The organism is Novosphingobium sp. KACC 22771 (genome assembly GCF_028736195.1).
In the GTDB taxonomy this organism is placed as follows: domain Bacteria; phylum Pseudomonadota; class Alphaproteobacteria; order Sphingomonadales; family Sphingomonadaceae; genus Novosphingobium.
Window position 1 is genome coordinate 2,020,184 of record NZ_CP117881.1, and the last position, 13,303, is coordinate 2,033,486.

Below are 13,303 nucleotides of genomic sequence, written 5' to 3' on the forward strand. Positions count from 1 at the left end.
ATGGGAGCGGGCGCGTAGGACAGGGTTGAACCATAAAGCGGCGTTTATTCCGGATCGCTGATCCAGCGCCCGCTGTTCTGATATTCGGGGCGGATGTTATCGCTGCCGGGCAGATTGGCGGCGCGATAGGCACTGTCGCCGCCATGGCGAAGCGCCTCGGCGGTATATTGCGGCGCGGCGGCGGGCGCGGCGGTTGCGATGCCTCCACGCGGAGCAGAGCCAAAGCCGGGCGCCAATTTGGCGGCATAGGCGCGCTCGATGGCGATGGGGTCATCCACCAGTTCGCGATTTGCAAAAGCCACGCGTTGATGCGGCACGGGCAGGGGCTCGCTGATCGCGTGCACAAAGCGGAAGGCGCCGGAATCGCCGGCCGGGCCATGCATGCGATAAAATCGATGCGCGCCGATCTGGCCGATAAAGTTCAGGCTGTCGGCCCAGTAGGGATGGACGGCAAATGTATGATAATGCGTGGCAAGGCCGACGGGCGCATAGACATAGCCGCCCAGCGCGGCCCGCGCGACGGCTTCGGCGCGGCTCCAGAAGTAGCGGCTTGGCTTGCGCATCAGCGCCCCGTCGCAGGTAAAGGTGAACTGGCACCCGGTGGCGCGTTCCGAACCCTGAAACACCACGCCGCATACGCTCTTGGGATAGGCGGGGTGGGCCATACGGTTGAGCACGACCTGCGCCACGGCGCGCTGGCCGTCATCGGGTTCGCTCGCGGCCTCGTAATAGACCGCCGCTGTCAGGCATGAAAGCGCACGTTCCCGGTCCACCGCATTGGCCAACCCCGAAAGCGCCCGCGCCGCAGGGCCAGATCCGGGCAGGGGGGCTTCATCATCGCTCTTTGCCGCCGCGCCGCCATCCCAATGCAGCCCCGGCGCCATCGCGGCCAGTGCTCCGCGCCAGCCGGTCGGCTGGGCGGGTTGCTCGACCTCGCGGCTGACATAATAATAGGCCGCGCCCGGCCAACTGTCGCCCGGTTGTTCAAAGGGCATCGGGGCCGTGCTGCTCTGGCCATCGACCGGATCGGCCTCCTCATGCGCGGTGGTGGCGGCCAGCGCCATCGCGCCGGTGCCCTGTCCGCGCCACGCCTGCACCGCCAGCATCGCCAGCAAGGCGCAGGCCACCGCCAGCAAACGCTGCATCGTCGCGCGGCGCATTTCGGCGTGGCGCAAGGCATTGATCTTCATGCCATCATCCCGGCGCCGCCGCGTCGTATGATCCGGCCGCCCTTCATCGCGCGCGGGCGGGGCGGAAAACAGGGCGTCGAACGCAAGGGAGGCACGCGGGTTTTTCATCCTGACTTCTCGGCCTTTGGCAAAGCGGGCGATCATGGCAAAACATACAATCGCCGGGGCTGCACCTGCCGAATTGAGGCCGTCTCATTGCGGCACGGATGGGGCGGATAATCCTTAACGCCTTAATTTCGCGCCCCTGATCAGGGTTAAAATTGCCTTGCCCGCACCATGGCTGCCTCGCCCCTTGCACCTTTGGGCATGGGAGGCTAGGGCGTCGGCCACGCCAACGGTGCCCCCTTGCGGGGGCTGAAAAGGGAATTTGCCCGTTCTTGCCCGCGCAAGGATGGATGCAAAGCTGCCCCCGCAACTGTTTCCGGGCGAGCGTACCGTCTTATGCCACTGGGCCGATCGGTCTGGGAAGGCGGCGGATGCGCGATGACCCCGGATAGCCAGGAGACCTGCCGATGGTTGTCGTTCAGCGCCGGGCGGGGAAGACCGGATGCAGCGCGATGCCGTCTGTTTCCATGCGCAAGGGGCGTGTGGGGCGGCCTCTCCCGCCACGAACGGCAAATAGCCTTCGTGAGGGAAAGAGCTATGAACATCCGTTATTTTGCCGCCGCTTCGTCGATGATCTCGCTCGCTTTGTGTGCGCCTGCCATGGCCGCCGAGGATGCCGGAACGATCACTGTGCTGGCCACCGGCAACAGCCAGCCGGTCGATGAAAGCGGTCAGTCGATCAGTGTGGTCGATCTGGCCGAGATCCAGTCGATTCAGGGGCCGGACCTGACCCGCGTGCTGACCCGCCTGCCTGGCGTTTCCTTTGCCCGCGCGGGCGGCCTTGGCGCCACCACCAGCTTTTTCGTGCGCGGCGCCAATTCCGAACAGACGCTTGTGATGATCGACGGGGTGAAAGTCGAGGACACGGCGGCCCCCTCGGGCGGCTATGATTTTGCCAATCTGGTCAGCGGCGGCGTGGGCCGCATCGAATTGCTGCGCGGATCGAACAGCGTGGTGTGGGGCAGCAATGCCATCGGCGGCGTTATCGCCATCACCAGCCGCGAGTTGAACGGCGCGGAATTGAATTTCGAAGGCGGCAGCAACAACACCTTTGACGCGGGCGCGACGCTGGGCGTTGCGCGCGATGCCTATGCCATCACGCTCAACGGCGGCTATATCAGCACCGATGGCATCCCGACGCGCATCACCGACACGCGCAACAACGGCTTTCATCAGACCCGCCTGTCCACCCGCGCCCGTCTGCGTCTGGCCCAGGGGCTGAACCTTGTGGCCACGGCGCGCTATGCCAATGGCAAGGTGGGGGTGGACTCCTATGACTGGGTGCTGGGCTATGTGAACCGGGGCGAGCAGCAGTCGAGCGAGCAGGTTTCGGGCCGCGTGGGCCTTGAATATGCGGCCGACAAATATTCGGCGCGTCTGGGCATCAGCCAGTCCTCGCTGCGCCGCGGCTATATCGACCCCACGGTCCAGAGCACGGAATACAGCTCCTACCTTGGCCGCAGCACGCGCATTGACGGTGCGGCCCATGCCGATCTGCCCTATTTCTTTTCCGCCGATGTGGGCGGCGAGGCGATGTGGAACCATGCGCGCAATTACTATTTCACGCCCGGCGCGGTGAATGACGCCAATATCGCCAGCGGTTACGGCCTGCTGGGCTGGCGCGCATTCGGTCTCAGCCTGTCGGGCGGCCTGCGCGTGGACAGCCATTCCACCTTTGGCACCCACACCACTTTTGGCGCGAACGGCACCTATATCCTGATCGACGATGTCCGCCTGCGCGCCTCCTATGGCGAGGGCTTTCGCGCGCCCTCGCTTTATCAGCTTTTCGATCCCTATTCGGGCAACACCGGGCTGAAGGCGGAAACCAGCAAGTCCTATGACGTCGGCCTTGAAAAGGGCGACCGTAACGGCAAGCTCTATGGCGCGGTCACATGGTTCCACCGCGACATCAACAACCAGATCGACTATGACCTGTCCACCTCGACCTATGCCAATCTGGGCCGCACGCGGGCCGAGGGGCTGGAGTTTGAAACCGGCCTGCGCCCGGTCGATGCGCTGCAACTGCGCGCGCTCTACACCTTTGTGAAAAGCACCAACCAGACCGCCGGAAGCAGCGCCTTCGGCAAGGATTTGGCGCGCCGCCCGCGCCATATGGTCACATGGTCGGCCGATTGGAAAACCCCGCTCGCGGGCCTTGCCATCGGCGGCGACATTCGCGTCGTCTCCTCCAGCTATGACAATCCCACCAACACCAATCGTCTGGCGGGCTATGCGCTGGTGGGCCTGCGCGCCAGCATGCCGGTGGGCGATCATGCGGAAATCTTTGGCCGCATCGAAAACCTGACGAATGAACGCTATGCCGTGGTCAAGGATTACAATTCCTATGGCCGCACCGCATCGATGGGCCTGAGAGCCAAGCTGTAATGCGGGCAAAGCTGTAATTGATGCGCGGGGGGCTGGCCCTGCTTGGTGCCTTGCTGGTGGGGGCCTGCGCTCCCGCTGCGCCCAAGGTTCAGCCCTCCCGCATCATCAGCCTTAATCCTTGCACCGACGCGCTGCTGGTCGAATTGGCCGACCGCGACCAGATCGGGGCGCTGTCCTCCTATAGCCGCGATCCGTCGCAAAGCTCGATGGATGTGGGCCGCGCGCGGACCTATCCTTTCACCCTCGGCACAATGGAGGAAGTGGTCGCCTCCCAGCCGTCGCTGGTGGTTTCGGGCAGCTTTACCCCGGCCGCGACCCGCGCCGCCTATGCGCGCATGGGCTTGCGGCTTGAGGAATTTTCCATGGCCGCCACGGTGGAGGAGAGCGAGGGTCAGATCCGCCGCATGGCCGCCCTGCTGGGCCATCCCGAAAGGGGCGAGGCGATGATTGCGCGGATTGATCAGACCATGCGCGAGGCCTCGCCCCTGCACGGGGCCAAGCCCTTGCCCGCGCTGATCTGGCAAGGCGGCGGGCTGGTCGTGGGGGGCGAGACTTTGGTGTCCGATCTGCTGCGCCGCACAGGTTTCACGCCCTTTGCCGCGATCCGGGGCATGGGGCAGTCGCAGTTTCTGCCGCTTGAACGGATGGTGGTCGATCCGCCGCGGGTGTTGCTGGTGATAGGTCATGGTGACGCCGATGGCGGGCGCGAGGGGCGACGGGTGCTGGGCCATCCGGTGCTGGCGCAATTGCGCACCATGCAGCGCTTTGATTTTGACGCCAGCCTCGAATATTGCGGCGGCCCCACCATCATCCGCGCCGCGCAACGATTGGCGCAGATCCGCCGGGAGGTCCACCCATGACGCGCCTGAATGCAGGTCTTCTCGCCGCGCTGGCGCTGGCGTTTGCCATGTCCTTGCTGGCGGGGCGGGTGTGGATTGATCCGTTCCATCCCGATGTCCCGGGCGCGGGCCTGATCCTGATGCAATTGCGCCTGCCGCGCAGCCTTCTGGCGGTGCTTGTGGGCGGCGGGCTGGGCGCGGCGGGGGCGGCGATGCAGGCCTATTTGCGCAATCCTCTGGCCGATCCGGGCCTGTTCGGAATTGCGCCCAGTGCGGCGCTCGGCGCGGTGCTCAGCATCTGGCTGGGTTCCTATGGCTTTGCGCTTGGCCCATGGGCGCTGCCCGTCTTCGCGCTCGTCGGCGCGGGCGGGGCGATGGCGCTCTTGGGGCTGATCGCGGGGCGTTCGTCGGGGGGCGTGGCGCTGTTCACGCTGGCGGGGATGATGATCGCCAGCCTGTCGGGCGCCTTGATGAGCCTTGCCATCAGCCTTTCGCCTTCGCCCTTTGCGCTTTCGGAAATCGTGACCTGGCTGATGGGCGCGCTGGCGGATCGTTCATGGCGGGATGTGTGGATTGCCGCGCCTTTGATGGCGGTTGGGCTGGGCGCGTTTTTGGTTGCCGCCCGTTCGCTCGATGCGCTCACGCTGGGCGAGGCGGCGGCGCGCTCGCTGGGCGTTGATCCGCGCCGGTTGCAGGTTTTGCTGATTCTTGGCGTCGGGGCAACGGTCGGGGGCAGCGTGGCGGTGGCCGGGATCATTGGCTTTGTCGGCCTTGTCGTGCCGCATTTGCTGCGTCCCTTGACCGACCGGCGGCCGTCCTCGCTGATCGTGCCATCGGCGCTGGGCGGGGCCTTGCTGCTGGTGGTAGGCGACAGTCTGTGCCGCATCCTGCCGCTGGCGGGGGGCGAATTGCGGCTGGGGATTGCGCTGTCGCTGCTTGGCGCGCCCTTCTTTCTGGCGCTGCTCTGGCGGATGCGGGACGGGGGGGGGCGATGATGCTTTGCGCGCGCAATCTGACGCTGAGCGGGCGGCTGGGCGATGTTTCGCTCGACCTTTTGCCGGGGCGGGTGACGGCGATCTGCGGCCCTAACGGCGCGGGCAAATCCAGCCTTGTTGCCGCCATGGCCGGGGTCTTGCCGGTGGCGGGCGGGTTGCGGCTCGATGGGCGCGATATGATTGACATGCCCCCGCGCGAAAGGGCGCGCCTGCTGGGCTATCTGCCGCAAGGGGGCGAGGCGGCGTGGGACATCAGCGTGCAAACGCTGGTCGAACTGGGCCGTTTGCCGTGGCAGGCCGCGCCCATGCACCGCGCCCATGCGGATCGCGCGCAGGATCGCGAGGCGGTGGCAGAGGCCATCGCGGCGATGGACCTTGAACACCTGATCGAACGCCCGCTCTCGCGCCTGTCGGGGGGCGAGCGGGCGCGGGCCTTGCTGGCGCGGGTGCTGGCGGGGCGTCCGCGCTGGGTGCTGGCGGACGAGCCTTTGGCCAGCCTCGATCTGGGGCATGGGTTGCGCTTGCTGGCCGCGCTGCGCCAACAGGCGGAGCAAGGGGTGGGCGTGTGCCTTGTGCTGCATGATCTGGCCATGGCGATGAACCATGCCGACCGCGTGGTGGTGATGGAGGCTGGCCGGGTGGTGGCCGATGGACCGCCGGGCGAGGCTTTGAGCGAGGCGGTGATAGCCCGCGTATGGGGTGTCAACGCAAGCTGGCTGGGACCGGAGGGCGTGCGGGCGCTTAGTCTGTGACGGGTATCCTGTAATGTGCCAAATGGAAACGGCATGGTAAAATGCGGGTTAACCGAATGGACAAGGGGCGCCGATTGCGGTTCTCTTGGCGCCATGAACAAAGGTTTGCCTCTTCTCGCTCTGTTCGCCCTGATGGCAGTCCCCGTGCGCGCCGATGAATTGCCGCGGGCAGAGGCTGCGCCCGCATGGGTGGTGCCGGTGGCCATGCCCGCCACGGTGCAGCCTGCGGGCCAGGCGCCGCTGCATATGGTGATGCAGGACCAGCAGGTGTGGTTTCACGGCGGCACGACCAGTTTCTATCAACGCCGCATCCTGCGTATTGATCAGCCCGAGGGCATTCAGGGCATGGCGCGCCTGTCGGTGCAATGGCGGCCCGAGACGGATCGTTTGACCATCCACGCCTTTCGCCTGACGCGGGGCAACAGGGCCAATGATCTGCTGCCCTCGGTGCAGGAGGTGCTGGCGCATAAAGGGAGCAATCTGGGCGGTTTGCGGGTGGATGGTCAGCGTTCGCTGGGACTGCCGATTGCGGGCATGGCGGTGGGCGATGTGATCGAGATCGCATGGACCATCGACCGCACCGAGCCTTTGCTGGGCGGGCATCACGAGGTGGCGCTCGATGCGGGCAGCCATGGTGTGATCGACCGGCTTGCGCTGGCGGCGCGCTGGGATGCGGCCCGGCCGATGGGGGTGGCGGCGGCCAATCTGCCCGCCGCGCTGGAACGCGGGCCGGGGCGCGTGGCGATGGTGACGGACGCCTTGGCCGAGAGCAAGGCGGCGCGGGTGCTGGAACTGTCGGATTTTGCGCAATGGGCCGATGTGGCGGGGGTGTTTGCTCCTTTGTTTGATGCCGCGCGGCGGGTGGGGCCTGATTCGCCCCTGCGCGGGCAGATTGCCGATATTCGCGCCGCCACCGGCGATCCCTTGGCGCAGGCGGCCATGGCGCTGACCATTGCGCGGCGCGATGTGCGCTATCTCTATGTCGGGCTGGGGCAGGGCAATCTGAAGCCCATGCCCGCCGATCAGGTGTGGCTGCGCGGTTTTGCCGATTGCAAGGGCAAGACGGCGCTGTTGCTGGGCCTGCTGGATGGGTTGGGGATCAAGGCCGAGGCCGCGCTGGTGGCGACGCAGGGGGGCGAGGGGATGGATCGCCGTTTGCCCAGCGTGACGGGCTTTGACCATGTGATCGTGCGGGCGCAGATTGCCGGGCGGGTCTATTGGCTGGATCCCACCGCCGAGATGGGGGCCAAGGATGGCGTGCTTGATCTGGCCGCGATGCCGGTGCCGCGCTACGGCTGGGCCTTGCCGGTGCGGATGGGCGCGGGGCTGGAGGCAATGGGCGGCATGCGCAGCGCAAGAGCCAGAGCACGCGCCCCCAGGGGAACTTGATCGACGAACCGGCTTTGTCTAGCGGGGAATGAGGCTTGCATCCCGCGAACAAATCTGGAACACCGACACTATGAGTCTGACCCATATCACTGTGCGCGGCGCGCGCGAGCATAATCTCAAAGGCATCGACATCTCTCTGCCGAGGGACAGCCTGATCGTCATCACCGGCCTGTCGGGGTCGGGCAAGTCGTCGCTGGCCTTCGATACGATCTATGCCGAGGGGCAGCGGCGCTATGTCGAGAGCCTGTCGGCCTATGCGCGCCAGTTCCTTGAAATGATGCAAAAGCCCGATGTCGAGCATATCGATGGGCTGAGCCCCGCGATCTCCATCGAGCAGAAGACTACCAGCCGCAATCCGCGTTCGACCGTGGCCACGGTGACCGAGATTTACGACTATATGCGCCTGCTCTGGGCGCGGGTGGGCATTCCCTATTCGCCCGCGACCGGATTGCCGATTGCGGCGCAGACCGTGTCGCAGATGGTGGACCGGGTGATGGCGCTGCCCGAGGGGACGCGCGCCTATCTGCTGGCCCCGGCGGTGCGCGGGCGAAAGGGTGAATATCGCAAGGAAATCGCCGAGTGGCAGAAGGCGGGCTATACCCGTCTGCGCGTGGATGGCGAGTTGATGGCGATCGAGGATGTGCCGGCGCTCGACAAGAAGTTGAAGCATGACATCGAGGTGGTGGTTGACCGCATCGCAGTGAAGTCGGGCATCGAATCGCGTCTGGCGGATTCGTTTGAACAGGCGTTGAAATTGGCCGAGGGGTTGGCCTTTGTCGATCTGGCCGACGGTGTGGTGCCGGGGCGCGAGGCGGAGGTTTCGACGGGTTCGAAGAAGAAGGGCGCGCAGTTGAAGGGCGCCGGGGTTCCGGCCAACCGCATCGTGTTTTCCGAGAAATTCGCCTGTCCGGTCTCGGGCTTCACGCTGGAGGCGGTCGAACCGCGCCTGTTTTCGTTCAACGCGCCGCAGGGCGCCTGTCCGGCCTGCGATGGTTTGGGCGAGAAACTGCTGTTTGATCCGCAACTTGTGGTGCCGAATGAGGCGTTGAGCATCAAGGAAGGGGCGGTGGTGCCGTGGGCCAAATCGAACCCGCCTTCGCCCTATTATATGCAGGTGCTGGCCTCGCTGGGCGGGCATTACGGGTTCAGTCTGGAAACGCCTTGGGCTGATCTGCCGACCGAGGTGAAGATCGTCGTGCTGTACGGCACGGGCAAGACGCCGGTGCCGCTGACCTTTATTGACGGCAAGAAGGCCTACACCGTCACCAAGCCGTTTGAGGGGGTGATTGGCAATCTCAATCGCCGCATGCTCCAGACCGAGAGCGCGTGGATGAAGGAGGAGCTGGGCAAGTTCCAGACCTCACAACCTTGCGAAGTGTGCGAGGGCAAGCGTTTGAAGCCGGAAGCTCTGTGCGTCAAAGTGGCGCAGAGCGATATTTCCAGCGCGACCCGGTTGAGCGTTTCGGATGCGCTGGCGTGGTTTTCGACGCTGGATGAAAAGCTGACGGATCAGCAGCGCCAGATTGCCAAGGCGATCCTCAAGGAGATCAACGAGAGGCTTGGTTTCCTGAACAATGTGGGTCTGGATTATTTGAATCTGGATCGCACCAGCGGCACTTTGTCGGGCGGAGAAAGCCAGCGTATTCGTCTGGCTTCGCAGATCGGCTCGGGACTGTCGGGCGTACTGTATGTGCTGGACGAGCCTTCCATCGGTCTGCACCAGCGCGACAATGACCGCTTGCTGGAAACGCTCAAGCGGCTGCGAGATTTGGGCAATACGGTGATTGTGGTTGAGCATGACGAGGATGCGATCCGCACCGCCGATTACATCGTCGATCTGGGGCCGGGCGCGGGCGTGCATGGCGGCAGTATTGTGGCCGAGGGGACGCTGGAGGATATTCTGGCCAATCCCGACAGCGTGACTGGGCAATATCTGACCGGCGAGCGGCGGATTGAGGTGCCGAGCGAGCGGCGCGCAGGCAATGGCAAGGCGATTGTCGTTGAAAATGCACGAGCCAATAACCTCAAAGGTGTGACGGCGCGGTTCCCCTTGGGGACGTTCTGTTGTGTAACAGGCGTGTCGGGGTCGGGCAAATCGACGCTGACGCTTGATACGTTGCAGGCGGGCGCGAGCCGCGTTCTGAACGGCGCGCGGGTGATTGCCGGGGCGCATGATCGGATTACCGGCCTTGAGCATTGCGACAAGGTGATCGAGATTGATCAGAGCCCGATCGGTCGCACGCCGCGATCCAATCCGGCGACCTATACCGGCGCGTTTGGTCAGATTCGCGATTGGTTCGCCGGGCTGCCCGAGGCGCAGGCGCGCGGGTATAAGGCGGGGCGGTTCAGCTTCAACGTCAAGGGCGGGCGGTGCGAGGCGTGTCAGGGCGATGGGCTGATCAAAATCGAGATGCACTTCCTGCCCGACGTTTACGTGACCTGCGAGGAATGTGGCGGAAAGCGTTATAATCGCGAGACTTTGGAGGTGAAGTTCAAAGGTCATTCCATCGCTGATGTGCTGGATATGACCATTGAGGACGCCGAGAGTTTCTTTGCCAATGTGCCGCCGATCCGCGATCGGATGCATATGTTGAACGAGGTCGGCCTTGGCTATGTCAAGGTGGGCCAGCAGGCCACGACCCTGTCGGGCGGCGAGGCGCAGCGGGTGAAACTGGCCAAGGAACTGGCGCGGCGCTCGACCGGCAAGACGCTCTATGTGCTGGACGAACCGACCACGGGTCTGCATTTCGAGGATGTGCGCAAGCTGCTCGAAGTGCTGCACCGCCTTGTTGATCAGGGCAATTCGGTGGTGGTGATCGAGCATAATCTGGATGTCATCAAGACGGCTGACTGGATCATCGACATGGGGCCGGAGGGCGGCGTGCGCGGCGGCATGGTCGTGGCCGAGGGCACGCCGGAACAGGTAGCGGCGAACAAGGCCAGCTTTACGGGGGGGTATTTGAAGCCGTTGCTGAAGCGGTGATCTGGGCGGTTCTGATATTGCCGCTGATTGTTGTTGTCGACTGGGCATTCTGGTCAAAGATCGATGGCATGTTGTCTTTTCCTTCGGCCCGGTGGCGCTGGCGTCGTCGGCGGTTGATGCCATGGGCGGCGATGTGGGTCTGGATTGTGGTTGCAACCAAGTTTTTGGCGCCGGCGTCTGAGGCTGATTGGCAACAGGCGGTGGTGGTGGTTGCGGGTGTGGCTGTTCTGGTCTGGTGGATGGCAGCGATCTATCGCGATCTGACGGACTAGCGTCGGGGCGAACATGGCATTTGCGCCATGTTGGCCCTTCACCGCCCCTCTGTCCCGGTTTTGTCCCAAGATTGTCATTGTCGTGCGATAGCAGGGCGCCTTTCATGGAGCGGTAGCTATGCGTTTGACGGCATTGGGGCTGATGGCTTTGGGATTGTGCGGCATCGCCCATGCCGAGGCGCCTTTGCGCGAAATGGCCGATCCGCCGCAGATCCACTACCTCAACCCCGCCGAAGTCGCGCCGCGCCTGATTTTCGCTCCGCCGCCGGGCGAAGGGATGACGCGTCAGGAACTGGATTTCCTCCACCGCCTGATCGCGGTGACGCCCGCAGACCGGATTGTGCGTGCCCGTGCTGATGGCGAGGATGAGACGCCCGCAATCTACAGCGTCGCGCTGGGCCGCGATTTGGGTCAGATGCCGGCCACATGGAACCTGTTGGTCACGATTGAGGAGGAGACCAACGCGGTGGTCGCTGCGGGCAAGGATGAATTTGCGCGGCCTCGGCCCTATCAGTCCGACCCGACGATGCCGACCTGCAAGACTGTGAAACAGGGCAAGAGCCAGCGTTCCTATCCCAGCGGCCACGCCGGCGTGGGTTATTCCATGGGCTGGGCACTGGCGCGTCTGGCGCCGCAGCGGGCTGAGGCGGTGCTGGCGCGGGCGGATGATTATGCGATGGGGCGCTGGTTTTGCGGGGTGCATTATCCCAGCGACACGTCAGCCAGCCGGGGCGCGGCAATGGTGGTGGCCGAGCGTTTGTTGGCCGATCCGCGTTTGGCGGTTCAGGTTGCGGCGGCGCGGACGGAGTTGGCGGGGTTGCGTTAGAGGGGTTTGCCTCCGGCGGGCAAAGGGACTTAGTCCCTTTGCAATCCCGATACTGTCTTTGTCGCGCCCTGAGGCATTGTCGCGTGACGTTGATGCGCCGCAGGCTTTATAAACCGCTTCGCGGAATGGCGCTTCCCGGCAAACTTCGCGCCATCCAAAAATGGGATTGCAAAGGGCCCTCGCCCTTTGCCCGCCGGAGGCACACTTTCCCAAACCCCAAAAACAAGAATGCCGGAGACCTCGCGGCCCCCGGCATCCTTGAATTCAGCTGATCCGCGAAACCTTACTTCTGGTTCGCCAACAGCTTCAGACGCAGCGCGTTCAGCTTGATGAAGCCGGCGGCGTCCTTCTGGTCATAGGCGCCCGCGTCATCTTCGAAGGTCACATGGCGTTCGGAATAGAGCGAGTAGGGCGACTTACGGCCCACGACATAGGCGCCGCCCTTATAGAGCTTCAACCGCACCGTGCCCGAGACCTTGGCTTGCGAATGGTCGATGGCGGCCTGCAGCATTTCGCGCTCGGGGCTGAACCAGAAGCCGTTGTAGATCAGTTCGGCATACTTGGGCATGATCTCATCCTTGAGATGAGCCGCGCCGCGATCCAGCGTGATCGATTCGATGCCGCGATGCGCGCGGGCATAGATCTCGCCACCGGGCGTTTCGTACATGCCGCGCGACTTCATGCCGACAAAGCGGTTTTCGACCAGATCGAGACGACCGATGCCATGCTTGCGGCCCAGATCATTGAGAGCGGCCAGCAGCGTCGCGGGGCTCATCGCCTCGCCGTTCAGAGCAACGCCATCGCCCTTTTCGAACTCGATTTCGATATATTCCGGGGCGTCCGGCGCGTCCTCGGGATTAACCGTGCGGCTGTACACATAATCCGGAGTTTCCTGCCAGGGATCTTCCAGAACCTTGCCTTCCGACGAGGTGTGCAGCAGGTTGGCGTCGGTGCTGAACGGGCTTTCGCCGCGCTTGTCCTTGGGGACGGGGATCTGGTGCTCTTCGGCCCACTTGATCAACGCGGTGCGGCTGGTCAGATCCCATTCGCGCCACGGTGCAATGACCTTGATACCGGGTTCGAGAGCATAGGCCGAGAGTTCGAAGCGAACCTGATCGTTGCCCTTGCCGGTGGCGCCATGCGAAACGGCGTCCGCGCCGGTTTCGCGGGCGATTTCAATCAGACGCTTGGAAATCAGCGGGCGCGCGATCGAGGTGCCCAACAGATAGTCGCCTTCATAGCGGGCATTGGCGCGCATCATCGGGAAGACGAAATCGCGCACGAATTCCTCGCGCAGGTCGTCGATATAGATATGCTCGGGCTTCACACCCATCAGCTCGGCCTTGGCGCGGGCCGGGGCCAGTTCTTCGCCCTGACCCAGATCGGCGGTGAAGGTCACCACTTCGCAATTATAGGTGACTTGCAGCCACTTGAGGATGACCGAGGTGTCAAGCCCGCCCGAATAGGCGAGAACGACGCGCTTGATGTCTGACATGGGGCGCTCCGCATGAGTGAGAGGAAATTGCGCCGCGCCTAGCAGGGCATGGGCCGGGGGGCAAGCGTTTGG

10 protein-coding genes and 1 riboswitch are annotated in these 13,303 nt (G+C 64.3%); of the genes, 8 read left to right on the forward strand and 2 right to left on the reverse strand.

Translation table 11 applies throughout. From position 1 onward, the window contains the following. Positions 1 to 44: 44 nt before the first annotated feature. Positions 45 to 1,298 carry a cell wall hydrolase gene (locus PQ467_RS09205; RefSeq protein WP_274173144.1) on the reverse strand — a complete coding sequence of 418 codons (1,254 nt, stop codon included), beginning with the start codon at positions 1,296 to 1,298 and terminating at the stop codon, positions 45 to 47. 210 nt (positions 1,299 to 1,508) lie between these two features. Then, positions 1,509 to 1,718, forward strand: a riboswitch (cobalamin riboswitch). A gap of 114 nt (positions 1,719 to 1,832) precedes the next feature. On the opposite strand from PQ467_RS09205, the gene PQ467_RS09210 reads away from it, so the two are divergent. The 8 genes from PQ467_RS09210 (at position 1,833) to PQ467_RS09245 (ending at position 11,736) form a co-directional block, all read left to right on the forward strand. After that, positions 1,833 to 3,680: a TonB-dependent receptor plug domain-containing protein gene (locus PQ467_RS09210; RefSeq protein WP_274173145.1), complete on the forward strand. Its 1,848-nt coding sequence runs from the start codon at positions 1,833 to 1,835 to the stop codon at positions 3,678 to 3,680. A 20-nt stretch (positions 3,681 to 3,700) separates the two neighbouring features. Continuing rightward, positions 3,701 to 4,540, forward strand: coding sequence for an ABC transporter substrate-binding protein (locus tag PQ467_RS09215; RefSeq protein ID WP_274173146.1), 840 nt, complete (start codon positions 3,701 to 3,703; stop codon positions 4,538 to 4,540). Next, a complete protein-coding gene (locus PQ467_RS09220; RefSeq protein ID WP_274173147.1) occupies positions 4,537 to 5,514 on the forward strand; it encodes a FecCD family ABC transporter permease in 978 nt (325 codons plus the stop codon). The genes PQ467_RS09215 and PQ467_RS09220 overlap by 4 nt, the downstream gene beginning before the upstream one ends. After that, on the forward strand, positions 5,511 to 6,266 hold the full coding sequence (locus tag PQ467_RS09225; protein ID WP_274173148.1) for an ABC transporter ATP-binding protein: 756 nt from the start codon (positions 5,511 to 5,513) through the stop codon (positions 6,264 to 6,266). Before PQ467_RS09220 ends, PQ467_RS09225 begins: the two co-directional genes overlap by 4 nt. Positions 6,267 to 6,359: 93 nt before the next feature. Beyond that, a complete protein-coding gene (locus PQ467_RS09230) occupies positions 6,360 to 7,655 on the forward strand; it encodes a DUF3857 domain-containing protein (RefSeq protein WP_274173149.1) in 1,296 nt (431 codons plus the stop codon). A 70-nt stretch (positions 7,656 to 7,725) separates the two neighbouring features. Beyond that, a complete protein-coding gene (uvrA, locus tag PQ467_RS09235; RefSeq protein WP_274173150.1) occupies positions 7,726 to 10,638 on the forward strand; it encodes an excinuclease ABC subunit UvrA in 2,913 nt (970 codons plus the stop codon). After that, a complete protein-coding gene (locus PQ467_RS09240) occupies positions 10,635 to 10,910 on the forward strand; it encodes a hypothetical protein (RefSeq protein WP_274173151.1) in 276 nt (91 codons plus the stop codon). The genes uvrA and PQ467_RS09240 overlap by 4 nt, the downstream gene beginning before the upstream one ends. Before the next feature lie 118 nt (positions 10,911 to 11,028). Beyond that, positions 11,029 to 11,736, forward strand: a complete 708-nt coding sequence (locus tag PQ467_RS09245; RefSeq protein ID WP_274173152.1) for a phosphatase PAP2 family protein — start codon at positions 11,029 to 11,031, stop codon at positions 11,734 to 11,736. 283 nt (positions 11,737 to 12,019) lie between these two features. On the opposite strand, the gene PQ467_RS09250 is transcribed toward PQ467_RS09245, so the two are convergent. Further along, the gene (locus PQ467_RS09250; RefSeq protein ID WP_273616542.1) at positions 12,020 to 13,231 is read right to left on the reverse strand and encodes an argininosuccinate synthase; all 1,212 of its coding nucleotides are present in this window, start codon (positions 13,229 to 13,231) and stop codon (positions 12,020 to 12,022) included. Positions 13,232 to 13,303 lie beyond the last annotated feature (72 nt).

Coding starts and splice junctions, on each gene's coding strand:
- PQ467_RS09205 (WP_274173144.1), bottom strand. CDS start 1,298: ATGAAAAACCCGCGTGCCTCCCTTGCGTTCGACGCCCTGTTTTCCGCC.
- PQ467_RS09210 (WP_274173145.1), top strand. CDS start 1,833: ATGAACATCCGTTATTTTGCCGCCGCTTCGTCGATGATCTCGCTCGCT.
- PQ467_RS09215 (WP_274173146.1), top strand. CDS start 3,701: ATGCGCGGGGGGCTGGCCCTGCTTGGTGCCTTGCTGGTGGGGGCCTGC.
- PQ467_RS09220 (WP_274173147.1), top strand. CDS start 4,537: ATGACGCGCCTGAATGCAGGTCTTCTCGCCGCGCTGGCGCTGGCGTTT.
- PQ467_RS09225 (WP_274173148.1), top strand. CDS start 5,511: ATGATGCTTTGCGCGCGCAATCTGACGCTGAGCGGGCGGCTGGGCGAT.
- PQ467_RS09230 (WP_274173149.1), top strand. CDS start 6,360: ATGAACAAAGGTTTGCCTCTTCTCGCTCTGTTCGCCCTGATGGCAGTC.
- uvrA (WP_274173150.1), top strand. CDS start 7,726: ATGAGTCTGACCCATATCACTGTGCGCGGCGCGCGCGAGCATAATCTC.
- PQ467_RS09245 (WP_274173152.1), top strand. CDS start 11,029: ATGCGTTTGACGGCATTGGGGCTGATGGCTTTGGGATTGTGCGGCATC.
- PQ467_RS09250 (WP_273616542.1), bottom strand. CDS start 13,231: ATGTCAGACATCAAGCGCGTCGTTCTCGCCTATTCGGGCGGGCTTGAC.